Annotated in this window: 18 protein-coding genes and 2 pseudogenes; 9 read left to right on the top strand and 11 right to left on the bottom strand. The window is 44.9% G+C overall.

Going from position 1 to position 25,033, the window contains the following annotated elements:
• Nucleotides 1-3: 3 nt before the first annotated feature.
• From L2729_RS03580 to prmA, 7 genes are all read right to left on the bottom strand, one after another.
• Complete coding sequence (locus L2729_RS03580) at nucleotides 4-1,419, bottom strand: aldehyde dehydrogenase family protein (protein ID WP_248987020.1); 1,416 nt, start codon at nucleotides 1,417-1,419, stop codon at nucleotides 4-6.
• 88 nt (nucleotides 1,420-1,507) lie between these two features.
• Nucleotides 1,508-2,875: a glutamine synthetase family protein gene (locus L2729_RS03585; protein WP_248987021.1), complete on the bottom strand. Its 1,368-nt coding sequence runs from the start codon at nucleotides 2,873-2,875 to the stop codon at nucleotides 1,508-1,510.
• A gap of 168 nt (nucleotides 2,876-3,043) precedes the next feature.
• A complete protein-coding gene (gene eat, locus L2729_RS03590; RefSeq protein WP_248987022.1) occupies nucleotides 3,044-4,504 on the bottom strand; it encodes an ethanolamine permease in 1,461 nt (486 codons plus the stop codon).
• Between the two features lie 197 nt (nucleotides 4,505-4,701).
• Complete coding sequence (locus tag L2729_RS03595) at nucleotides 4,702-5,676, bottom strand: LysR family transcriptional regulator (protein ID WP_248987023.1); 975 nt, start codon at nucleotides 5,674-5,676, stop codon at nucleotides 4,702-4,704.
• Between the two features lie 479 nt (nucleotides 5,677-6,155).
• Nucleotides 6,156-6,461 (bottom strand): DNA-binding transcriptional regulator Fis, encoded by a 306-nt coding sequence (gene fis, locus L2729_RS03600; RefSeq protein ID WP_012153658.1) that lies wholly within the window; start codon nucleotides 6,459-6,461, stop codon nucleotides 6,156-6,158.
• A gap of 14 nt (nucleotides 6,462-6,475) precedes the next feature.
• Nucleotides 6,476-7,447 carry a tRNA dihydrouridine synthase DusB gene (gene dusB, locus L2729_RS03605; RefSeq protein WP_101089781.1) on the bottom strand — a complete coding sequence of 324 codons (972 nt, stop codon included), beginning with the start codon at nucleotides 7,445-7,447 and terminating at the stop codon, nucleotides 6,476-6,478.
• Between the two features lie 151 nt (nucleotides 7,448-7,598).
• A complete protein-coding gene (prmA, locus tag L2729_RS03610; protein ID WP_248987024.1) occupies nucleotides 7,599-8,480 on the bottom strand; it encodes a 50S ribosomal protein L11 methyltransferase in 882 nt (293 codons plus the stop codon).
• Between the two features lie 498 nt (nucleotides 8,481-8,978).
• On the opposite strand from prmA, the gene L2729_RS03615 reads away from it, so the two are divergent.
• The 6 genes and pseudogenes from L2729_RS03615 to L2729_RS03640 form a co-directional block, all read left to right on the top strand.
• The gene (locus L2729_RS03615; RefSeq protein ID WP_101089783.1) at nucleotides 8,979-9,683 is read left to right on the top strand and encodes a fumarate reductase cytochrome b subunit; all 705 of its coding nucleotides are present in this window, start codon (nucleotides 8,979-8,981) and stop codon (nucleotides 9,681-9,683) included.
• Nucleotides 9,684-9,832: 149 nt separating this feature from the next.
• Nucleotides 9,833-10,507: a fumarate reductase cytochrome b subunit gene (locus L2729_RS03620; protein WP_248987025.1), complete on the top strand. Its 675-nt coding sequence runs from the start codon at nucleotides 9,833-9,835 to the stop codon at nucleotides 10,505-10,507.
• A gap of 96 nt (nucleotides 10,508-10,603) precedes the next feature.
• The gene (locus L2729_RS03625; protein ID WP_248987026.1) at nucleotides 10,604-12,601 is read left to right on the top strand and encodes a fumarate reductase flavoprotein subunit; all 1,998 of its coding nucleotides are present in this window, start codon (nucleotides 10,604-10,606) and stop codon (nucleotides 12,599-12,601) included.
• On the top strand, nucleotides 12,598-13,341 hold the full coding sequence (locus L2729_RS03630) for a fumarate reductase iron-sulfur subunit (RefSeq protein ID WP_248987027.1): 744 nt from the start codon (nucleotides 12,598-12,600) through the stop codon (nucleotides 13,339-13,341). Before L2729_RS03625 ends, L2729_RS03630 begins: the two co-directional genes overlap by 4 nt.
• A 497-nt stretch (nucleotides 13,342-13,838) precedes the next feature.
• Nucleotides 13,839-14,738: pseudogene (locus L2729_RS03635) on the top strand (LysR family transcriptional regulator); the annotation flags it as partial.
• Between the two features lie 210 nt (nucleotides 14,739-14,948).
• Nucleotides 14,949-15,242, top strand: a pseudogene (locus L2729_RS03640) (N-acetyltransferase family protein); the annotation flags it as partial.
• 84 nt (nucleotides 15,243-15,326) lie between these two features.
• Here the strand turns inward: L2729_RS03640 and rho are convergent.
• The gene (gene rho, locus L2729_RS03645; protein WP_248987028.1) at nucleotides 15,327-16,592 is read right to left on the bottom strand and encodes a transcription termination factor Rho; all 1,266 of its coding nucleotides are present in this window, start codon (nucleotides 16,590-16,592) and stop codon (nucleotides 15,327-15,329) included.
• A gap of 234 nt (nucleotides 16,593-16,826) precedes the next feature.
• A complete protein-coding gene (gene trxA / locus L2729_RS03650) occupies nucleotides 16,827-17,153 on the bottom strand; it encodes a thioredoxin TrxA (RefSeq protein ID WP_101089788.1) in 327 nt (108 codons plus the stop codon).
• 408 nt (nucleotides 17,154-17,561) lie between these two features.
• Here trxA and rhlB point away from each other — a divergent pair, with 408 nt between their 5' ends.
• The 3 genes from rhlB to L2729_RS03665 all read left to right on the top strand — a co-directional run bounded on the left by rhlB (nucleotide 17,562) and on the right by L2729_RS03665 (nucleotide 23,162).
• Entirely contained in the window at nucleotides 17,562-18,875 is a 1,314-nt protein-coding gene (gene rhlB, locus L2729_RS03655) for an ATP-dependent RNA helicase RhlB (RefSeq protein ID WP_248987029.1), read from the top strand.
• 15 nt (nucleotides 18,876-18,890) lie between these two features.
• A complete protein-coding gene (locus L2729_RS03660; protein WP_248987030.1) occupies nucleotides 18,891-19,805 on the top strand; it encodes a Ppx/GppA phosphatase family protein in 915 nt (304 codons plus the stop codon).
• Nucleotides 19,806-20,162: 357 nt separating this feature from the next.
• Nucleotides 20,163-23,162: a TonB-dependent receptor gene (locus L2729_RS03665; RefSeq protein WP_248987031.1), complete on the top strand. Its 3,000-nt coding sequence runs from the start codon at nucleotides 20,163-20,165 to the stop codon at nucleotides 23,160-23,162.
• Nucleotides 23,163-23,219: 57 nt separating this feature from the next.
• On the opposite strand, the gene L2729_RS03670 is transcribed toward L2729_RS03665, so the two are convergent.
• Together L2729_RS03670 and hemB are read right to left on the bottom strand one after the other, a co-directional pair.
• Entirely contained in the window at nucleotides 23,220-23,759 is a 540-nt protein-coding gene (locus L2729_RS03670) for a thioredoxin family protein (RefSeq protein ID WP_248987032.1), read from the bottom strand.
• Nucleotides 23,760-24,009: 250 nt separating this feature from the next.
• Nucleotides 24,010-25,020: a porphobilinogen synthase gene (gene hemB, locus L2729_RS03675; RefSeq protein ID WP_101089793.1), complete on the bottom strand. Its 1,011-nt coding sequence runs from the start codon at nucleotides 25,018-25,020 to the stop codon at nucleotides 24,010-24,012.
• Between the last annotated feature and the right edge of the window lie 13 nt (nucleotides 25,021-25,033).

The raw sequence follows: 25,033 nt of genomic DNA on the forward strand, positions 1-25,033 counted from the left end.
GAGTTAACGATGCTTTATATGAAATGACTTAGGTCGAGTCAGCTGTTCAAATCCTAACTGAGATAGCGTGCAGCCACGTCCCGACTGCTTCACCCCTGTCCAAGCTAAGGCGGGATCTAAGTAATCACAGCGATTAAGGAAAAAAGTCCCCGTCTGCAGGCGCTCACCTAACTCAAGCCCTAAGTCGATATCTTGGGTAAAGATACTGGCAGTTAAGCCAAAATCGCTGTCGTTCATTAACCTAATGGCTTGCTCATCAGTGGATACTTTCATTATCCCAACCACAGGGCCGAACGACTCCTGTGTCATCACGCTCATGGAGTGATCCACATCGGTGAGGATCTGTGGTGCAAGGTAAGGCGTGCCGTTCTGGCTCAGCGGAAATAGAGCTTCGTCTATATGGGCTATGGCACCTTGCTCAATGGCATCAGCTATCTGCTGCCTGACAAAATCTGCCGCAGAAGTTCGCACCATAGGCCCTAAGGTGACGCTTGGATCATCTGCCCGGCCTAACTGGTATTGTTTGGTTAAGGTCACTGCCTTACTGACAAATTCATCATAAGCGTGCTGGTGGACATAGATCCGCTCAATACCGCAGCAAGATTGTCCTGAGTTGAAAAAAGCCCCGTCGACTAAGGTTTCAACGGCACTGTCTATATCGGCATCCTCACGCACATAGGCGGGGTCTTTGCCGCCAAGCTCCAGACCAACACCAATAAAGCGCCCACAAGCGGCCTTTTCTACCATCTGTCCGCCATAAACCGAGCCGGTAAACGCCACATAATTGATCTGCTCATGGGCGATAAGTTTGGCGGTGTTAGCGTGACTCATATGCAAGTACTGAAAAACCCCTTCAGGTAATCCCGCCTCTTTAAACGCCTGATATAAGCGCTCGGCGCACAGTGGTGTTTGAGCTGAGTGTTTGAGGATCACGCAGTTACCCGCCAATAAAGCAGGAATGATGGCATTTATCGCGGTTAAAAAAGGGTAGTTCCAGGGGGCGATAACCAAGACTGTGCCTAAGGATTCACGTTTGATATAACGGGTAAAACCTGGCTTTTCTTCGAGTTGGATATCCGCTAAGGCTTGCTGGCAAACCTCAATCATATAGTCACTGCGCTCAGCAACGCCGGCAAGCTCACCAGCAGCGTAACGTATAGGTCTTCCCATCATCCAACTCAGCTCTTTGGCTATGTCCTCTTTATGACTCAACAACTGCTCAATAGCCTGTTTGCATAGCGCTTTACGTTGAGATAAAGGGGTCAGTTTCCAGCTAGCCTCAGCACTGTTATAAGCGGCCGTTGCTTGCTCGACACAGGCCAGTAGCTGATGCTCGTCAGCGAGCTGACGGCTGACAAATACGCTGCCATCTATGGGAGATAGGGTGTGCTGCATCTCTGTTTTCGAGAATGATTCCATAAATTAGGTAACTCCGTTGCTACAACTTTAACTTTAAATAAGTGGCTTACAGCATAAAACTCACCGCAGCCAAAAGATGCTTGTGGGGTTAAATTATCTCGAAATAACGCTCCATCTCCCAGTCGGTAACATGCTTTCTAAACTCACGTTCTTCCCACTCACGGCTGATGGCGTAATGCTCGACAAAGGTTTCACCAAAACAGCTTTTAGCCGCTGAAGATTGCTTGAATCGTTGCGTCGCATCCCACAGGGTAGCGGGCAGTGCAAGTGCAGCATCATGACTCTGCTCGTAAGCATTACCTTTCACTTGAGCTTGTGGCTCTAGCTCATGCTCTATGCCATAAAGACCGCTGGCAAGTGCTGCTGCAAGTGCAAGATATGGGTTTGCATCGGCTGCACCGAGTCGATATTCAACCCGCTGAGATGACGCGGAGCCAGGAATAACCCTCAACGCCGTCGTTCTGTTTTCAACGCCCCAAGTGGCATCAGTCGGTGCCCAGAATCCGGGGACCATCCGAGAATAACTGTTAATCGTCGGGGCTATCATGCACAGAAATTCGGGCATCAATGCCTGTTGACCAGCCAAAAAGTGTCGCTGTATTTTGCTCATGCTGTGAGTCTGACTTGGGTCATAAAAAGCCGAGCTGCCATCTTTGTTCTGTAATGAGATATGAATATGGCCACTTTGCCCCGGATAGTCTCCAGACCACTTAGCCATAAAGGTCGCCATCAGATCCCGCCTCTGTGCCAACACTTTCATAAAGGTTTTAAACAGCGCGCCTTTATCGGCCGCGGCTTCAGCATTATCAACCGCAATCGCCGCTTCAATTACGCCAGGGCCTGTTTCGGAATGGATCCCTTCGATAGGAAAATCCATGGTCTCAGACATCGACAAAATAGCCTGATAAAGATCAGAGTGCACCGAGTTACGGATCATTGAGTAACCGAACCAATCTGGGGTTATTGTCTCTAGATTACGGAAGTTCTTTTCGCGGATTGATTTTGGTGTTTCGTTAAACAGAAAGAACTCATATTCCAATGCTGCAAACGGATTAAAGCCCATGCTTTGAGCTTTCTCTATCACCCGTCTTAGTGTCCCTCGGGGGCAGACAGCTTCAGCTTCTCCGGAAAACTCTGCGATAAACAGCAGCATGCCCTCTTCACCAATCACATCACGGCAGGTATGGGGTAATATCCGTACCGGCGCATCGGGATAACCTGTGTGCCAGCCGGTGTATTTAGCATTGTCATACAGTTGATCTTTGACGTCCCAACCCAGAACCACATCACAAAATGCAAAGCCTTTCTCTAAGGAAGCTATAAACTTGGACTTAGACATATACTTGCCGCGCATCACCCCATCATTATCAAATAGACCGACCTTAATATGGGTTAAACCACGTTCTTCTATAATGGCAATGGCATCGGCAATACTGTTAACTTGTCTCGCTTCCATATTCGCGCTTCCTTATTATTGTTCTTGATAAGATGAGCTTGGCTTAGCGCTGCAGCTCATCGTCAGACATCATTTATCACTGCATTACGTTGTTAATCTGAGTCGCTAAATTTGCTGGGAATAATGTCGGCTGACAGAATAAAATGACTTACTGCCAGCCTCTAAATACTATTTAAGTTCTGACTCAGCCGAGGCGATCATGTCAAACTCCTCCTCTGGCGCTGAAGCCACCAATCGATGACGACTGTATAAAACAAAGTAAGTCACCATTATCAGATAAAAGAGGGCTGACCACATGGCAGCCTGAAGGCTCACCACAAAGGTGGATGCGAGTGCGACGAGAGAGAGTACTAACGCGATAGAGGATGTAAAAATACCGCCAGGGGTTCTATAAGGGCGTTCAAGATTAGGCTCTTTTTTACGCAGTAAAATATGTGACAAACTCATCATCGCGTAGGAGATAGTCGCGCCAAAGACTGCCATGGTGATCATCAAGTCACCTTCGCCAGTTAGCGACAACAGAAAGCCCAATATTCCCGGTACGATTAACGCCCAAACGGGCACTTTACGTTTTCCTGATAACGACAGGAAACGGGGCAGATATCCGGCGCGGGAGAGGGCGAAAACTTGGCGAGAATAGGCATAAATAATAGAGAAAAAGCTGGCGATCAAGCCGAACAGACCGACAATATTAACAAACTTGGCTGCCAGTGAATCAAGACCATAAACAGATTGCAGTGCCCCTACTAATGGTGCTCCGTGGGTTTTCATCGCTTCGGCGCCAGCGCCTCCAGGAACCAGCAATAACACCGCTGCAGCAAATACGATTAATACCAACATAGAGGCGATAATCCCCTTTGGCATATCTTTGGCTGGGTTCTTTGCTTCCTCAGCGGCCAATGGCACGCCCTCTACCGCAAGAAACAGCCACATCGCAAATGGCAGCGCGGCCCAGATCCCCATATATCCTTCAGGCAGAAAACTGCTGGAACCTGCAACATCAGGGTTGGCGGCAATATCGAATAGATTGGCCGAATCGAAATGTGGCACCATGCCCACCATAAAGACACCGATAGCGATCACCGCGAGCAAGGTTATCCCCATCATGATCCTCAGTGCTTCACCTGCTCCCCACAGATGCAAACCAACAAACACCACATAGAAGGCCGCATAGACAATCGGTCCGTCGATACCGACAAGCTCATGGACATACCCGCCAATAAAGATGGCGATAGCGGCAGGCGCGATGGCATATTCAAGTAAAATTGCCGTGCCAGTTAGAAAGCCGCCCCAAGGCCCCATGGTGCGTCTCGCAAAGCTGTATCCGCCTCCGGCCGTTGGCAGTGAAGATGACATCTCAGCCAAGCTTAATACTAAGCAGATATACATTAAGCCCATGACCAGGGTTGCGATAAGCATTCCGCCAAATCCGCCAAGTTCAAGGCCAAAGTTCCATCCGGCAAAATCGCCTGAAATCACATAGGAGATCCCGAGACTGGCCAGCAGTACCCATCCGGCGACACCCTTTTTGAGTTGACGTTGGCTCATGTATTCATCGGAAACGGCTTCATACTCGATGCTTTTATTTTTTGTGTTAGGTGCATGTTGTAGCTTTGATTCATGTGACATGACACTTCCCTTTATCTTGGTTTGCGAAATGGCCCGGATAATTCGCTTTGAATTAATACCTGACCGAACCTAATAGCCTCCTGGCTTAACGACAACAACAATCATTTGTACTAACGCTGTAGTATTAATAATTTTAATACTATGTAACTTATCAGTAGTTTATTTTAGTTTCTGGCAGCACAAATCCATTCTATGCACTAACCAATATCAATGGCTGATACCAGCCAAGGCAGATCCTTTTCAAGCTCTGGCAGGAAACACTGAGACATAATTTGACAACTGTCTCTGGCCATCTGCTCTGCCAGGTCGCTCAGTTCATGTCGCCGTGTGACCAAGGTCAGACGCCTGTTAAAGCCATCATTAACAGGAAGGGGTAGGCACCTTACTTGCGCTAAAGGGATCCCACTCTGGTATAAACACAGCGGTGTAGTGATGGTCCAGCCTAGGCCTGAGGCGACCATAGAGAGCACTGCAAAGGTATTGTCGAGCTGTAACCTCATGGCAGGCTCAAGGCCAACACGCCTTAAGTAGCGCTCTATATTGGTGCCGATTAACGAGTCATTGGTGTAGCGCACAAAATCGAGTTTTTGCAGCAAACGATTAATATCATTTATAGAACTGACATCTTCAGACTGACAGCTTAAATTCAGAGGCACCACTAACACGAAAGGTTCGCTTAATATGGGGTAGCGACAGAGGTCATCACAGTCTTCAAGTGCATCATCAGAAATAATAATATCGACCTGACGAGACACCAGCGCATCCGCGTGCATATGAGATCGCCCTGTGGTTAGACTCCAGTTCTCGGTTCGTCGCTTCACCACCTCAATTAACGGCTTACCTAAAGAGGTTGCCAGAGAATCAACCATGGCAATACGCACTAAATGAAGCTGCTCAAATGTCCCCTGAGTAAACACCTTTTGGGTTTGCTCTGCCTGGGAAAGAAGATGGCTAGATTGATCGAAAAAATAACGCCCAGCAATAGTCAGTGCCAGCGGCCGAACACTGCGATCAAGCAGCTCGACCTTAAGGTTCTTTTCTAGCATCGACAGGGTCTGCGAGACCGAAGATTGTGTTAAACCTAAACGCTTAGCTGTCTCTGTCATGCTGCCAGTTTGAGCTGCAATCACAAACACCTGCAGACCTTTTAAATCAAAATCAAATGCTCGCAATGACGTTCCTATTTAGCTTGAATAAAGTGGTGAATAAACAAAAATATGGCATGAATATCACTCAGTTAGAAGCTTTTTTAATCACAATGGAAGATTAAGCAGCTTACAAGCTTGCTTATTGTGAGAGGTTACTTAAGCAACAGGTCATTAAATGGAACAGCGTGAAACATCAAATTATGCCAATGCTTTGTTGAGTTTATCGTCATTGGTATCATCTGAGCTTCATGTGCGTGGCTGAAGCCATGGTCTTTGAGGAAGTATGGTCGAATGAAGTTTTAGGCCGTTATCGTCAATCAGTGTTGAAGACTTTGGTGAGCATCTTGTCGGATGAAATATTCTGTGGCTGAGTAGCCGTAGGCTTAGGTGATTTTCGAAAGAGCAACAATACAGCAGGGGGACATATGGGGGCACATATAAACAAAAACGGGCTTCCCATTGCTGGAAAGCCCGTTTCGATACAACATGTTAAGACGTGAGTCTTAGTTCATGCCATATTTCTTTAATTTTTTACGCAAAGTACCACGGTTGATACCTAGCATGTTTGCAGCACGAGTTTGGTTGCCGCGAGTATGTTGCATAATGATATCTAGCAGCGGAGCTTCAACTTCGCTTAACACCATTTCATATACTTCTTCAGCTTCTTGCCCGTCCATCTGAGCGAAAAAGTTTGTTACCGCACGCTTTACCGCATCGCGTAATAACTGTGGCTTGATTGCGCCACTTGCGGTTTCGATTTTGCCAACAGTCAGTGGGTGAACTTCAGTGTGAGTTGTTTGATCAAACATTCGTATTCTGCTCTTTATTTATTTGCTGCAAATTCATCAAAATAGTGTTCCACCATGGAACATTGTTCTTCAACGGTCACAAGCTGATTAAACTCAGCTCGAAAAGCGCGTTGTGTTTCTTGGTTTAGATACCATCCAACGTGCTTTCTTGCGAAACGGATGCCTTTATAATCGCCATACAATGCGTAAAGCAATTTAAGGTGTTCCAGCATCAATTGACGCTTTTCATCCATCTCAACGGGCGCTAGCTTATTACCTGTGTCCAAGTAATGTTGGATTTCCCTAAATATCCAAGGCCGTCCTTGAGCGCCCCGTCCTATCATCAAAGCATCCACACCAGTATAATCCAGCACAAAGCGTGCTTTCTCTGGCGTTAAAATATCTCCATTAGCGACGACAGGTATCGAGATCTGTTTTTTAATTGCTTTAATCGTGTCGTACTCGGCATTGCCTTTGTACATGCACTGTTTTGTTCTGCCGTGAACGGCTAACGAAGCAATGCCACAATCTTCTGCAATCTGGGCGATATGAACACCATTCCTGTGCTCTGGAGCCCACCCCGTTCGAATTTTTAGTGTCACAGGCACATCAACTGCTGCTACTACGGCGCGTAGAATTAATTCTACTTGCTGTGGATCTTGCAACAAGGCCGAGCCTGCTAGCTTTCTATTCACTTTTTTTGCTGGACAGCCCATATTGATATCAATGATCTGAGCGCCTTGTTGCACATTCACAACAGCGGCATTCGCCATTAATTCAGGGTCTGAACCGGCTATTTGAACCGAACGTATTCCGTCTTCACCTACGTGTGTCATACGTAAGCGGCTTTTATCGGTGTCCCAAACATCAGGATTAGATGAAAGCATCTCTGAAACCGCCATGGCTGCGCCATAACGAATACAAAGATTTCTAAAGGGCTGGTCCGTGACACCTGCCATTGGGGCCACGATCAGCTGATTTTTCAGTCGATAGGGTCCAATCTGCATTTATCAAATCACCTTGCTCGTCAAAGGGGCGCTATAGTACGCCTTTTTCAAGCCTGTGAAAAGGTCAATAAATGACCTGAGGGCAACTTTTTTTCTTGACTTTTGCTAGGTGAGAAGTCTGTCGCGGCGCAGAGTGCGCCGCGTATTACCGTTATTTGCGTATCCCTGTCAAGCGGCTCCAGTCGTCTTTGTGAGCAGGCTCGTCCATGTCGAACCATTTGCTATAAAAGGTTGAAACTTCTTCAGCTTGTTCTTTTAGTAGACCTGAAAGGGCAAGTTGACCACCAGGTAACACTTTATCTGCAATTAATGGTGCCAATTCACGTAATGGGCCTGCAAGAATGTTTGCCACTAAGATATCTGCTTTCAGATCTGCAGGTTGATCTTCTGGCAGATACAGTGAAAGCCTGTCTTGTACACCGTTACGCTCTGCATTAGCTTTAGAAGCGTCAATCGCTTGATAATCGATATCAACGCCTGTGACACGTTCAGCGCCTAGCTTAAGTGCGGCTACAGCGAGAATGCCTGAGCCACAACCAAAGTCGATGACCTCTTTATTGTGGTAGTCGAGTCCATCTAGCCACTCTAAACATAAAGCCGTCGTTGGGTGAGTACCTGTGCCGAAGGCAAGGCCGGGATCTAAAATCACGTTAACTGCGGTTGGATCTGGGATCTCACGCCAGCTTGGGCAGATCCAAAGGCGGTCACCAAACTTAATCGGGTGGAAGTTATCCATCCATTCACGTTCCCAGTCTTTGTCTTCAACTTGCTCTATCTTATGGCCGAAGTTTTCACCTAAATAGGGGAGCAGTTTTAGACGCTCAACCACAGGCGCTAAATCATGATCGGCCTCAAAGAGTGCAATGATCACGGTGTGACTCCACAACGGTGTTTCACCTAAAGTGGGTTCATAGATAGGGGTGTCTTTACCGTCTTCGAAGGTAATAGAAATTGACCCTTCTTCCATCAGCTGATCGCTAAGTGCGTCTGCGTGAGGGCCGTCGGTATCAATTCTTAGTTGGATCCAAGGCATGAGAATTCTCGTTAGCTAGATATATCGGCGTATTGTATACCCAAACGACCTCAGAATGCAGTATTCAGCATGTCGAAAAGGGAATAACCATTATCTCAATCATTGCTTTGTTCAGCTATCCTACTTGAGCTCTGAAACCAGCGTTTTGAAGTGAGTTGGGTATTTCGTTAAGCTTAAATCAGGTGCAGGACTCTATGGCAATTAGTCACTGTTTTACTTGAGCAATTAGTGACTTATAGTCCGCTTGTAATAACAGTATCCCTCAGAAGGACGTTTAGATTGTTTTGTTTGAAATGTTGCTTCAAGTAGCTGAAAATCATTGGTTAAAAGGTATTACCGCTGTTCTGTGTTTTATGCCTTGTTTGTGATCTTACTCTAATACTCACTTGAAAGAGCGTGAGCAAGATCACGATTGAAAATGCAGTTTCAACGAGGTGATTAACAAGTTGCTAGAGTGTAAATCCCACGACTAGGCATAAGATAAACAAGATAACTACTATGTTAGCATCCTACGTAAGCGCAACCGGACATCCCGCATCAGCTAAAGCGGACAAAATACAAAGCATCACCGGTGTATTGATGGGCTGCTTTCTATTAGCTCATCTACATTTTGAATCTAGCATTTTACTTGGTAAAGAGGCGTTTTATACCGTAGTGCAGTTTCTCGAAGGGGGCATGTTTAGCTCAACGGGACATGGCTTCCCGATTGTCACTAAGGTTTTTTCGGTGTTTATGTTACTGGTGGTGATGGCGCATGCGGCAGTGGCTTTACGTCGTTTCCCTGCGCAAATAGGGCAGTGGCGTGCACTTAGACGTCATATGTCAGTGATTAATCATAAAGACAGCCATGCGTGGTTCTGGCAGCTGATTACGGGCTTTGTGTTGTTCTTCCTTGTGCCTGTACACCTTTTTACCATGATAGCCAATCCAGAAATAGGTCCCCATCTTTCGGCTGACAGAGTCTACAACCAAAATGCTTGGTTGCTATACGCCTTACTGCTACCTGCTGTGGTGATCCACGCGATGATAGGACTTTATCGCGTGGCAGTTAAGTGGGGTTTAACCACTAAACGTACGGGGCTGCGTAAGCTGGCTAAAGGCTTGATTATTTATCTTATCGTCATTGGTCTTATGAGTCTTATATCTTATCTCATCATTGGCAGTGATTTGAGCTTGCCCGTTGAAGCTTATCGCCCTAGTTAGTTACGGCCATATTTTATTAATCGATAAATTAGGTATCGCTGGATTAATTACTTTTTTGTTGATCTACCTCACTGTTGGGAAGTTATTTGTGAGCGACATTGGTTACAGTGTCTTTAAGCGAAAATTCAACAACATGGATAGGGAAGCGAATGAGAATAATAAAAAATCGCGGTAAATTGAGTGGTTGGCTTGATATAAGCCAAAGCGCCAGTGGGGTAGTGCTAGCGGTATTTTTGTGGACGCACCTGTTATTGGTGTCATCCATATTATTGGGTAAAGATGCGATGACATGGGTCGCTAAAACCATGGAACTGAGTTTTTTAACGGCTGACGGTCATGGCTACCCTTGGGTGGTGACGGTCATCGCCGTTGTTATTGCCGCTATCGTATTGGTTCACGTTTTGGTTGCGGCGCACAAAATGCCGCTCAACCTACGTCAACAAAAAGCGCTAAAGCAGCAACTCAGCATGGTGAACCACGGCGACACTCGTTTATGGGTTTGGCAAGCCGTTACTGGCGTGGTGATTTTTTTGCTATTGCCAGTGCATTTGTGGCTCATTGGCGCAGCACCGGAAACCATTGGTCCCTATGGCAGTGCGGATAGAATTTGGCAGCAGGGCGTATGGTTACTGTATTTACCTTTACTCTTTTGCGTTGAACTGCATGCAGCCATTGGCGTATATCGTGTTGCGGTTAAGTGGGGTGCTGTCAGAGACCTCAATAGCCGTAGCAGGCTGAAAAAAATAAAAAGCATTATCAGCGCCATCTTTATTGTGGTGGGTATTGCTTCACTACTGGCATTTTTGCCTTATGCAAATGCCTAGAACAGATTACAAGCATGCTGAGCCATTAATGCTGAGTGACACACTTTTTGAATATTCGAACTATAAACCGACTCTGCAGCCGCTTAAGGAGCATGTGTGAAACTGATATATACCGATTCGTTAGTGATCGGCGCTGGACTTGCTGGATTACGCGTCGCCATTGCCTCAAAAGAGCGCGGGCTAGATACCCTTGTATTGTCATTAGTCCCTGCTAAGCGGTCGCATTCGGCTGCTGCGCAAGGTGGCATGCAAGCAAGTTTGGGCAATACCGTGAAAGGTATGGGAGATGATGAAGATGTGCATTTCCAAGATACGGTAAAAGGATCGGATTGGGGTTGCGATCAAGATGTGGCTCGTATGTTTGCTCATTGCGCCCCTAAAGCGGTGCGTGAATTAGCTAACTGGGGCGTGCCCTGGACTAGAGTGACCAAAGGTCCGCGTCAAGTGGTGGTGAATGCCGAGAAAGTCACTATTGAAGAAGCTGAAGAGGCTCACGGTCTGATTAATGCCCGTGACTTTGGTGGCACTAAAAAGTGGCGTACTTGCTATACCGCTGATGGTACTGGTCATTCACTGCTATATGCCGTCGATAACAAAGCGATATCGATGGATATTCCGGTGCATGAGCGTATGGAAGCCTTATCGCTTATCCACGACGGTAAGCGCTGCCATGGCGTGGTCGCACGCTGTTTGGTGACTGGAGAACTGCGTGCTTATGTCGCTAAGTCGACCACGATAGCCACTGGTGGTTACGGCCGAATTTATGAAGTATCAACCAATGCCATCATCTGTGAAGGAATAGGCCAAGCACTTGCGCTTGAAACCGGTGTTGCCAAGTTGGGTAACATGGAAGCGGTGCAGTTCCATCCAACCGCCATCGTACCCGTCGGGATCTTAACGACAGAAGGTTGTCGTGGTGATGGTGGCCTATTGCGGGATAAAGATGGTCACCGTTTTATGCCAGACTATGAGCCTGAAAAGAAAGAGTTGGCATCGCGTGATGTAGTGTCGCGCCGTATGACTGAACATATGCGTAAAGGTAAGGGCGTTGATAGCCCTTATGGACCGCATCTATGGCTTGATATTACCTTGCTTGGCCGTAAACATGTTGAAACTAACTTGCGTGAAGTGAAAGAGATCTGTGAGAACTTCTTAGGCATAGATCCGGCAAAAGATTGGATCCCGGTGAGACCGACCCAGCATTATTCAATGGGCGGTATCCGCACCGATGCAACAGGGCAAAATCCGCAGTTAAAAGGCCTGTTTAGTGTGGGTGAAGCCGCTTGTTGGGATATGCACGGTTTTAACCGACTCGGCGGTAACTCTCTTGCTGAAACCGTTGTTGGCGGCATGATTATTGGCAAGTACGTGGCTGATTTCTGCCAGCAGAATACCTTAGAGATTGATACTGGCCTGGTTGAGTCTTTTGTCGGAAAAGTGCAAAGCGAGATTGATGACTTAGTCGATGGAGAAGGAACTGAAAGTCCGTTTGAGCTGAAAAAACAGATGCAACGGATCATGATGGATTACGTGGGTATCTTCCGTAATGGCCCTGAGCTTGAAAAAGCCGTTAACGAGCTACAAGAGTTGCTTAAGCGTGCTCAAGCATTAGGCCTTAAATGTAAGAAGCGCCACGCTAACCCAGAACTTGTAGAAGCACTGCGGGTTAAACGTATGCTGAAAGTTGCGCTAACGGTCGCTGCTGGCGCTGCAGCACGCACTGAGAGTCGCGGAGCACACGCTCGTGAAGATTTTCCGCAGCGTAACGATAAAGACTGGCTAAACCGCACTTTGGCAAGCTGGCCAAACGCAGAAGCGTTATCGCCGACGCTGGAATATGAGCAGTTGGATGTAATGAAGATGGAGTTACCGCCTGGCTACCGTGGTTATGGTATTAACAATGCGATAGCGCATCCTGATACGGGCAAGCGCGAGCAGCAGATCACTGAGATATTGAGTCAGTTAGGTGATGATGCCGATAGGCACGACAGACAAAATGCCTTAATGCCATTTGAGGTGCCAGAGTCATTAATACCTAAGAATGAGCGTTTGAGTGAAATGTTAGATCAGCAAGTTGCAGGAGAGACGAAATGAGCCTAGAAGCCACAAAAGGGCGGATGTTAACCTTTAATATATTCCGTTATGATCCACAAGAACCGGGCGATAAGCCTAAAATGGTGAAGTACCAGCTTGAAGAAACACCGGGTATGACGGTCTTTATTGCGCTTAACCGTTTACGTGAAGAACAAGATACCTCGTTGCAATTTGATTTTGTGTGCCGAGCAGGTATTTGTGGCAGTTGCGCTATGGTCATTAACGGTTTTCCGACGTTGGCTTGCCGAACATTAACCCGCAAATACCCGAAAGGTGACATCATGTTGATGCCGCTACCTGGGTTTGAATTGATTGGTGATCTGTCGGTCAATACCGGCAAGTTTATGCGCGAGCTGGCTGAGCGTTTAAAGTTGTGGCTACATCCCATCAGTGATGATTTGGATGTTCACCGCTTAGAAGCGCCGATGGACCCTGTAGAAGCAGCCAAACTCTACGAGCTAGAACGGTGTGTAGAGTGTGGTGTATGTGTATCAGCCTGTGCCACTAAACAGATGCGCGAAACCTTTGTTGGTGCCGTGGGCATGATGAAACTTGCGCGTTTTGAGCTTGATAGCCGAGATGGTCGAGGGCTTGAAGATTATTATCATGTGATTGGTAACCAAGACGGTGTCTTTGGCTGCATGACTTTGTTAGGGTGCCAAGATAATTGCCCTAAGGACCTGCCGCATATGCAGCAGATTGCCTATCTAAGACGAAAAATGGCAGTCACTTTAGTTTAGGTTTATGGGTTAAAAAAGTGCTCAAACCCCATGGTTATCAACCTTTGTGGGGGACTAAAGCCGCTAAACATTGAAGCCTGCACTTGCAGGCTTTTTTTTGGCTGATATAAAAATCACTAACAGTGATGATCTGATTAAGTATAATTTTTATTGGTAAAAACGTGGTGATTTAATACAATAAAGTTTAGGGGCTGTTAATGTTTCACGGTTGTTTTTGCCGCCGTTTATTGGCTATTTTGACAAGGCGGAGGCTATGCCGTTTAGTTATTCTCCACAAATAGCCTACAACACCGTAAAATAGCCAAGAAGCGCGGCCCTTAGGGTTCGTTTCAATGCTTTTATTCTTTTATGACTAGAGTGCGTTACGAGCTTTTCGCTTAGACTGCTAAATCATCGCTCAAGCCTTGTACTAAAATCATTGAATTCGAACAAAAACTAAGCTCGAAAGATCAACAGCCCCTAGTAATAGTTGGTCGTTTATAAAGGAATAATTGATAATGCAGCTAAATGATCTAACTCTGTTTGTGAGAGTCGCTGATTGTGGCAGCCTAACGGGCGCAGCAGTTGAGCTGGATATCTCTTCGGCCGTGGCAAGTGCAGGCCTTAAAAGGTTAGAGAAAGAGCTAGGGACAACCTTGTTTATTCGCAGTACTCGCAGCCTTAGGCTAACCGATGCTGGCGAGCGGTATTTGATCCATTGTCGATCGGCATTAGCTGATCTTGATATGGGGCAGCGGGCAATTACCTCGAGCCTGACCCAGATCTCGGGCACTGTGAGTCTAGCCGTGCCATCGGATGTTGGCCGCAATATCATATTACCTTGGCTCGATGATTTTCTATCCGAGTACCCAGAACTCAAACTTCGTCTTCATATTGGCGATAACTTGTCTGATTTTTATCGAGACAAAATTGATGTCGCATTACGCTCAGGTAAACCCAAAGATTCATCGCTGGTGGCCTTTAAAATTTGTGACTCCACGCGAGTACTCTGTGCTTCCCCTGAGTATATCGAACGCATGGGAGCGGTTAATACTTTAGAGCAGCTTCAGCAACATAACTGCTTGTTCTTTATGTTAGATGAGCGCACGCATGATCAATGGTTTTTCAGCAAAGAGGGTCAGCAATATAAGGTGCGAGTGACGTCTAATCGAACCTGTAACGATGCTGATGTTGCACGGCGCTGGGCTGTGGCTGGCCAAGGGGTGGTGTTTAAGTCTTGCCTTGATTTAACGGATGATCTTGAAGCGGGACGATTGGTGCCGATGCTAACGGATTACGTTGGTGAAGAGGCCGACCTCTATCTTGTTTGTCCTGGCCGAGAGCATGTGACGCCGGTGGTATTGCTACTCAGAGATATGTTAAGGATGCGCTCGAAAGCGTGGCTGGCACGGACAAATGGCAAATTGATAACAGATATTCCAGACAGGCAACCAATGAAAAAAATTAGGCAAGCCAATACCGCAGATTTAGAGACTCTAAAGATGTTAGCGAGAGAGACGATAGACAAGTGTTATCGTTCCTTCTTAGGTGATGAAGGCGTCGACTGGTTTATCAATGGTGGTGGTTCAGACAAAGAGGTTATTGACCATCTTGAAAATATCATGCTGCTTGAGGTTGATGGCAAAATCCAAGGTTTCTGCGCTGCTGAAGAGGGATTTATTCATCTCTTGATGATTCATCCTCAGTTGCAGCAAACTGGTTTAGGCGAGTATCTATTAACGCAGGTTGAAGCTATGCAGCGAGATGAAGGTTATGAACACCAGCGGTTAGAAATTTTTAAAGGCAATGAGCACGCGATCAATTTCTATGTCAAACATGGCTGGTCCATTATTGGAGAGGATCAAGATGCATCGTTTGGACTGGTAAGAGTCTTTATGCGAAAAATACTCGATCGATTGTGAAAATCACAGCGTGAAAGAATAACCATAAAAAAAACCGCATAAATGCGGTTTTTTTAGCAGTTGAGACGCTAGATCTTAGAAGAATTAGCTCTTAGCGCGTTTCATTGCTGTGAAAAACTCTTCGTTTGTTTTGGTCATAGCCAATTTGTCGATTAAGAATTCCATACCAGTGACTTCATCCATAGGGTGCAAGATTTTACGCAAGATCCACATTTTCTGAAGTTCATCTGTTGTGGTGAGTTTCTCTTCACGACGTGTACCTGAGCGATTGAAATCAATGGCTGGGAATACACGTTTTTCAGCGGCTTTACGAGAAAGGTGTAACTCTTGGTTACCAGTACCTTTAAATTCTTCGTAAATAACTTCGTCCATCTTAGAGCCTGTATCAACCAACGCAGTGGCGATAATAGTCAAGCTGCCGCCATGTTCGATGTTACGAGCTGCACCAAAGAAGCGCTTAGGACGGTGCAGAGCATTAGCGTCAACACCACCGGTAAGAACTTTACCTGATGATGGGATCACAGTGTTGTATGCACGAGCAAGACGAGTAATAGAGTCGAGTAAGATAACAACATCTTTCTTGTGTTCTACAAGACGCTTAGCTTTTTCAATGACCATCTCAGCCACTTGTACGTGACGGCTTGCTGGCTCATCGAAAGTAGAAGCAATAACTTCACCTTTCACCATGCGTTGCATTTCGGTGACTTCTTCAGGACGTTCGTCAATCAGCAGTACCATTAGCACAACATCTGGGTTGTTATAAGCAATGCTTTGCGCCATGTTTTGTAATAATAGCGTTTTACCCGCTTTTGGCGGAGCAACAATCAAACCACGTTGACCTTTACCGATAGGAGAACATAGGTCCAAAATACGTGAAGTGATATCTTCCGTAGAACCATTACCACGTTCCATACGCATACGTTCTTCAGCATGCAGTGGCGTTAGGTTTTCAAAAAGGATCTTGTTGCGAGAGTTTTCAGGCTTATCGAAGTTAACTTCGGTAACTTTAAGCAGAGCAAAATAACGTTCGCCCTCTTTTGGCGGGCGGATCTTGCCAAAAATGCTGTCACCAGTACGCATGTTGAAGCGACGAATTTGGCTAGGTGAGATATAGATATCATCAGGACCCGCTAAATAAGACCCATCAGAGCTACGTAGGAAACCAAAACCGTCCTGCAAAATCTCTAATACACCACCACCGAAAATATCTTCACCGCTTTTGGCGTGGGCTTTTAGGATCGAGAAAATGATGTCCTGCTTACGAGCGCGGGCCATATTTTCTAGCTTCATGTCTTGGGCTAGTTGTACTAAATCTGAAATCGGTGTGTCTTTTAATTCTGATAAATTCATCTTGGGGGGTCTTGTTTTCACGTGACTATGCCATCTTAGATCAATGGGTATGAAGCTTATTGAGTATCGATCGGATAGCGGGAAGTGGGTTAGTTAGAATCTCTTTGGTTATTAAAGTAGCACTAACAAGGCAGGGCGTCTAGAAATTTAATTAAACCCGACACATTTTCTTATTGAAGCTGTGTCGGGAGTCACTCAATCTAGCTTTAGTGGGCAGGTTTAGCCTCTAAAGTCTTAAAGTTGTCCGTCGATAAACTCTCTTAGTTGAGTTTTTGAAAGTGCGCCTACTTTCGTTGCCGCTAACTCACCCGCTTTAAATAAAAGTAGAGTTGGAATGCCACGAACACCGTATTTAGCTGGTGATACGTTGTTTTGGTCAACGTTTAACTTAGCAACAGTGATCTTGCCTGCATACTCTTCAGCTACGTCATCTAAGATTGGGGCAATCATTTTACAAGGACCACACCATTCTGCCCAAAAATCAACCAGAACTGGTAGTTCAGAGTTAATTACATCATTTTCGAAGCTATCGTCGCTTAAGTATACAATCTTGTCGCTCATGTTGTTCTCCAGTTTGGCTGCCATTGCTGGTTTGTTAATGGCTTAACCTGTATATTGGGTCGGTAAAATAGCTTTTCAAGCTATTAAAGTTAATCATTTATTAAAGACGCCACTCGAAGCGATCGTAAAACGCTTTAGACAAGTCGATCAATTGTAGGCATAGTGAGCCTAAGTCGACGACGACTAACGCCTAAAAGCGTATTTAGTTCGCCCTATAGAGAACGTTTAATACACGCTAAAATTCCAAGCATCATAATAAAAAGAGGGAATAGTGATTCCGTCACCGATGCTAATAATACCGTGAAAACCGTTTCTCTGAGTGAGCCCCAATTTTCAGCGATAACAATTCTATCGTTATTTCAAACGATCGAGTTCCTTATTGCAACCTTTTACAGGTAAGCCTGCGCTATGAGCGATACACATTTATCTACAAAAAAGTTTGCCGACTTCCCGTTACAGAAAGAAGTACAACTGGCACTTAACGAAGTAGGCTTTGATTTTTGTACGCCTATTCAAGCATTATCATTGCCGATTTTATTAGAGAAAAAAGATATAGCAGGGCAAGCACAAACGGGTACAGGTAAAACCCTTGCCTTTTTAGTCGCCACGTTTAATCACCTACTAACTGAACCCGTTCCTGCTGATCGTCAGATCAGTCAGCCACGAGCCATCATTATGGCACCAACACGTGAGCTTGCGATTCAAATCGCTAAAGATGCCAACTTACTGGCTAAACATACTGGCCTTAAAGTCGGTATCGTTTATGGCGGTGAAGGCTATGACGCACAGCGTAAAGTGCTTGATAAAGGTATTGATATCTTAATTGGCACCACGGGTCGTATTATCGATTATGTTCGCCAAGGTGTTATTAACGTAAGTGCGATTCAAGCGGTTGTGCTTGATGAAGCGGATCGTATGTTCGACTTGGGCTTCATTAAAGATATTCGTTTCTTGTTTAGACGTATGCCTGATGCTAAGTCGCGCTTAAATATGTTGTTTTCAGCCACGCTGTCAATGAAAGTGCAAGAGCTGGCTTACGATCATATGAATGAGCCTGTAAAAGTTGAAGTTGAACCGGACGAGAAAACCTCGAAAAATATTAAAGAGGAGATCTTCTATCCATCAATGGAAGAGAAGATGCCACTTTTACTCTCACTGCTTGAGGAAGATTGGCCAGAAAAGGCGATTGTTTTTTCTAACACTAAACACAGCTGTGAAAAAGTGTGGTCATGGCTTGAAGGTGACGGACACCGTGTCGGTTTACTGACTGGTGACGTGCCACAGAAGAAGCGTTTACGCATTCTGGAGCAGTTTACTAACGGTGAAATAGATGTTTTAGTCGCGACAGATGTTGCTGCTCGAGGTCTACATATCGCTGATGTTTCGCATGTGTATAACTATGATTTACCTGATGACTGTGAAGATTACGTGCACCGTATTGGTCGTACTGGTCGCGCAGGTAAAAGTGGTGTGTCAGTTAGCTTTGCATGTGAAGAGTACGCATTAAACTTGCCAGCAATTGAGAGCTATATTAACCATTCAGTGCCAGTAACCTCATATGACAGTGAAGCGCTGCTTGATGATATTCCAGCACCTAAGCGTATTCACCGTAAGCCAAGCAGTCATACGCGTAATACTCGTGACCGCAATGGCTCTCGTCCACAAGGCGGGCATCGTAACAGTGGTCCGCGTCGTCATGACACGACACGCAGACACTCGTAACAGAGATTTCGCTTAATGAGCGCTCCTTGCTACGCAGCTATAACGTTAGGCTCAAATAGTTTTAATATGATGGTGGCTAAGACCGTTAGTCATCATCCACAAATTATTGCCAAATATAAACGTAAAGTACGTTTAGCTGAAGGGATCGAAGCTGACGGATTACTTAATTCGTCAGTCATGACGCGAGGCATTGACTGCCTCGCTATGTTCGCTGAAATGCTTAAGAAAGAGGGTGTCTCAGCGGATAATGTCGAGGTCATTGCGACAGCCACTTTAAGAAAAATCAGCAACGCTGATGACTTTTGCCAACAAGCACTCACTGTATTACCTCATCCCATCCGTATTATCTCTGGTATCGAAGAAGCTGATCTTATCTATCAAGGCATGGCTGCTACAACTGAAGGTCGTGGGCGGCGGTTAGTGATTGATATCGGTGGTGCTAGTACTGAATTTATTATTGGTGACGGTAATAAGGTGCTGTTAAAAACCAGTTTAACAATGGGCTGCGTCACTTTTAATCATAGCTTCTTTAACCAATTTCCTTTTCAATCATCGGATTTTGATCATGTTAGACAGCATGTTGAAAGCGTACTGGGAGAATATCAGCAGCAACTAAGCAGGCTTAGCTGGCATAGTGTTGTAGGTGCTTCAGGTAGCGTACAGTCGGTTGTTGAGCTGCTCTGCGCTCGAGGTGAGTCACGCATGATTACCTTGCATGTTTTACAACAACTGAAGCAAGAAATTCTGGCACAAAACTCCGTATCCATGCTCGACATTAAAGGTTTAAAGCCGGAGAGAGCCCCGACTTTCGCCGCTGGAGTTGCTATTTTACTCGCTTTATTTGAGTTGCTTAATATTGAAACGTTACAGCTTTCAGGTGGCGCTTTACGTGAAGGGATTTTACATCAATTAGCCCAACGCTGCGGTTAAATAATCTCTGCTCACATCCAAGTTGTAACCCTTTCCCAAGAAGACCAAAATAAACTATATAACTTTATATTGTATACTATTCCATATTAATCTTAGTTGCATCGAGGTTTTTGACTGATTTAAGAACTTCCCCCCGCTCATTATTCGACGTATTTCCGAAGCGTTTTAATAAAAAACCAATAATTTCAGATCCTTAATTACCTAGCTGTTCAGTGGATAAAATAAATTGTATACATTATGCTAATGGTGTTAATGTAATGTTGCGATTAATGGCGGGTTCAGTTGTTGGCGATTAACGCTAAAAAAAACAAAAAAGTTTGCACAATAACTATAGATAGAACTAAGGGAAATTAGATTATGAACGGAAATAGCGCTTTAAAGCGATTTACGCCGAGAAAGACACTCGCAGCGATTGCTGTTGGATCAGTGTTAATGTTTTCTGCACCAGCAGCTATTGCAGCTGATACTAGTATTGTTAAAGGTCATGTAATCAACGCCACTGGCGCTGACTTGTCGAACGCAACCATTACACTTAAGCACAAAGCTAAAGGGCTAGTGTTCACTGTTGAAACAAACGCCAATGGTGATTACCTGCTGCGTAATGTCCCTGTTGGTGATTACGACATCACCATTAGTAAAGATGGCTTTGTTCAAAATCAAGAAAATGGCATTCGAGTTAGTATTGGCCAATCAGTTATTTTAGATGGGCAGTTAACAGAAACAGACGTTGATAATGTAGAGCGTATTTCGGTCACTGGTAGCATGCTCCGTCGTGTAGACACCGCTTCGTCAACCTCTGGCTTAACGTTTAGCCAAGATGAATTACAAACCATGCCAGTCAATACGGGCTTTGAAAGTATTGCCTTGCTGGCTCCTGGTACTGCAGCGCCTGGTGGATCTAACTTTAATGGTGCATCGAGCTTTGGTGGTTCATCTGCTGCAGAAAATGGATATTACTTTAACGGACTTAATGTCACGAGTATTCGGACAGGTCTTGGTTCTATTCGTTTACCTTGGGAAGCTATTTCGCAAACTCAAGTTAAAACGGGTGGTGTAAGCCCTGAGTACGGTGGTGCATTAGGTGGCATCGTTAACGCTGTCTCAAAATCAGGTGAAAATGAGTTCAAATTTGGTGCTGAAGCACGCTGGGACCCATCTTCATTACGTGCGACACAAGATAATATTTATCAATCAAATGGTTCTATATCGACTAATAATCAACAAGATAGCTATGATTTTAAAGAACTGCAGCTATGGGCAAGCGGTGCTATTATCGAAGATTCTCTCTTTTTATATGGTCTGTTTGCACCTCGAAGAGAGGAGTCTGAATGGGCAGGACAAACGACTAAAGGCAGTCAAGACAGAGAAGAAGATCGTTGGTTTGCCAAACTTGATTGGTACATGACAGAAAATCATTCAGTGGGTTTTTCTGCTATGAACAACAAGCGTACTTGGACGAATAAGACTTACGCTTATGATTGGGAAACCAATGTTGTTGGTGAACAGCAAGGCGTAAATGCACCTGGTGAAGATGGTGGTAAAGTTTATAGCTTGAACTATAACGGTTATCTTACCGATACATTCTCAGTCTCAGCAGTTGTTGGACGAGTGCAAGAGGATGTTGAGAATGTAGTGGCCTCTACTAATCCAGGAGTATGGGATTATCGTGATGGCTTTACGACATTAAGCCAGCATACTAATTCGTCAGTATCAGAAGAGCATTACACTCGTGACCAAGCGAGAATTGATTTTAGCTGGGATCTCGAAGATCACTCAATTCAATTTGGTATTGATTATACAAAAGTTAAAGTTGATTACTCTTCATCACAAAATGGTGTTGGAGATGCTCAGGGATGGTGGTCGATTGAGACTGCAGGTGTTGACGATATTTCTGGGCAGGTTGCCGGTGAAGATTATATTGAGCGCCGTATACGTGAACGCTTTACTGATTCTGATGTGACCTCAACTGCTTTTTATATTAACGATTCTTGGCAGGCTACTGACAACCTGGTATTAAATCTTGGTTTACGTTATAGCGAATTTGAAAACACTGTGTCAGACGGACGTGCGTATGTAGAGATGGAAGATCAGTTCGCGCCACGTGTTCAAGCTATCTATGATGTATTTGGTGATGGCGAAGCGAAAGTATTTGCAACTTATGGTCGTTATTTTCAACCTGTGTCTGCAAACATGAATATTACACAAGGTTCATCTTCAATAGAGTGGTTTGAATACTCTGAACTTGATCAAGTAGACGCTGATGGTCATCCAACGCTCATTACAGATGGTTCACCAAGTCGTGGCGCAATGTTGAGAGACCGTCGCTATCGTCAAAAAGGCATTACTGAGCCTGGTTTGATCGCTTCATCATCTCTTAAATCAATGTACTCTGATGAGTTTACATTGGGTTATCAGCAAGAAGTGTTTGAAACGATGACTGCTGGTATTCGTGGTATTTACCGCGACTTAGGCCGCAGTGTTGAAGATACTGATGTTGCACCAGTCTTGAGTAAGAAACTAAAAGAGTTAGGTATTGACGACAATGTTGGGCAGGGATCTTATTATGTCCTACTAAATCCAGGCGAAGACGTGGGTATTTCATATGACTTCGATGGTGATGGAACCGTTGATAATGTGAATTTAACTGCCGCAGAGATGGCGCTGGCAGAAGCTGAACGTAAATATGTAGCCATGGAGTTAACGCTTGATGGTGCTATTACCGATGATTTACGAATCAACTCCTCTTATACATGGTCACACAGCTATGGTAATACTGAAGGATTAGTTAAGACAGATAACAATCAAGCTGATCCAGGTTGGACAACTTCTTATGATTATGGCGACTTGATGGATCACTCAAATGGTGATTTACCTAATGACCATACACACGCTTTTAAGGTCAGTGGTGCATATAATATAACTGAGGATTTGATATTTGGTTTCGTGACGCGTGTAACTTCTGGTCGTCCACAGAGTTATTTCTCACAGCATCCTGAAGGTGTAGATAGCTGCGCTGCCGGTAGCCCATGGGAAGACTGTATCAGTCGTTATTATGATCAAGCATCTCATTATGATGAAAATGGTAATCCTGCACCACGTGGTGAAGCGGGTAACTTACCTTGGGTAACTAATATTGACTTGTCATTGACGTATATGACCGATATTTTTGATGGTGACTTCTTAATCAAAGGAACGGTTTATAACGTATTAGACTCTGATTCGGCAACGAACGTTAATGAAGAAAGATCGCGTTATGCAGATACTCCTTCTGGCATAGAGTTAAACCCTGATTATGGTATGGTAACGGGTCGTCAAGAAGAGCGTTTCTTCTCGGTTGTAGCACGCTACGAGTTCTAAAAGCCGTGTAAATAAAAAGGCCGCTTAAGCGGCCTTTTTTAATTCTAAAATTGACGTTTAAGAAGCCTTTAAGATAGCCGCTAAGTCTTTTTCAAGCGTCACTTCAGGTCTTTCGACAATACGACCAATCTCTTCATCTTTTTGTGAAACGATGAAAGTCGGTATACGTGAGAAATCATAGTGTTTAGCCAAGCCCTTTGGATCTTCTTTAGCTCTATCAACACCAATGTATTTTACCGTGATCAGAGGGTTATTCACCTGCTCCATTATACGAATAAGTCGCGGCGTTTCACGATGACAATCTGGGCACCATGTACCAATAATAACAGTGATTTCTGTTGGTATATTAACAGCCTTTAACTTAGCGATTACCGCTGTGTCGGCTTTGTAATCAGTATATTCTTGATTGAACCAATCAAGCACGTTGAGTTGTTCAGTTGTAACGCTACCAGTTAAGATCACTTCTTGTTTCTCCTCACTACAAGTGGCCATAAAGCCCTCTTGTTGGCCTTCGAATGCACAGCCGCCACTAGCCACGCTTTGGCTACTAAAAAATAAAACGGTGGTGGCAAGCAATGCTTTGACGTTATTGTGCATGATTATACCTCTGGCAAGAAGAAATGAATTCCGCTTTATTCAATCATGTCTTAACTACGGGGTGAAGCATGCTCTGGAAGTACTGTTATAGCGATCACTGCATGATTGTTAGTTTAGCGGTGTAGCTCACACATTAAGGGTTAAGTTTGAATCTCGGACGAAAGAATTGAACTATTTAATGGGGAGTTTTTCGGTGGAGGAAAATAAAATGCCACTCGTTGGGGAGTGGCATTTAGGTATTCATAAACGGCTATTTATCTTCTTTTAACCACTGTGCAGCGCGCTTGGCAAAGTAAGTCAGGACGCCATTTGCACCCGCACGTTTAAAGCAAAGCAATGACTCCATCACAATCGCTTTTTCAGCTAACCAACCATTTTGAATAGCGGCCATATGCATCGCATATTCACCACTTACTTGGTAAGCAAAAGTGGGTACGGCAAGCTCAGTCTTAACGCGACGGACGATATCAAGATAAGGCATACCAGGCTTAACCATTACCATGTCTGCGCCTTCTTGAATGTCGAGAGCCACTTCATGAAGTGCTTCGTCACTGTTAGCAGGATCCATTTGATAGCTATGTTTGTTGCCACCTTTTAGATTACCCGCTGATCCGACCGCATCACGGAAAGGACCATAGTAGTTTGATGAATACTTGGCAGAGTATGCCATGATCTGTGTGTTGACATAACCTGCGGCTTCAAGCGCTTTGCGAATAGCACCAATACGGCCATCCATCATATCTGAAGGTGCGATAATATCAGCACCGGCTTCAGCATGAGAAAGTGCCTGTTTAACTAAAATATCGGTAGTGATGTCATTGATGATATAGCCAGTTTCATCAATGATGCCATCTTGACCATGAGTGGTAAACGGGTCCAGTGCGACGTCAGTCATCACGCCCAGCTGTGGGAAAGCTTCTTTCAATGCACGCACGGCACGTTGTGCTAGCGCGTCGGCATTATAAGCTTCCTCAGCCATCAGGGTTTTCTTCTCTGAAGGCGTGACAGGAAATAGCGCAATAAGTGGGATCCCAAGTTCAACTAATTCTGCCGCTTCTTTAAGCAGTAGGTCAATTGAAAGGCGCTCTACACCAGGCATAGAAGCCACTTGCTCTGTACGATTATTCCCTTCCAGCACAAACATCGGATAAATTAAGTCATTTACAGAGAGTTGGTTTTCAGCCATGAGACGACGACTAAACTCATGTTTGCGCATACGACGCATTCTACGCTGTGGGTAGGCACTAGTAATTATATTCACATTCGACTCCAGA

The organism is Shewanella gelidimarina, assembly GCF_023283945.1.
Taxonomy (GTDB): domain Bacteria; phylum Pseudomonadota; class Gammaproteobacteria; order Enterobacterales; family Shewanellaceae; genus Shewanella; species Shewanella gelidimarina.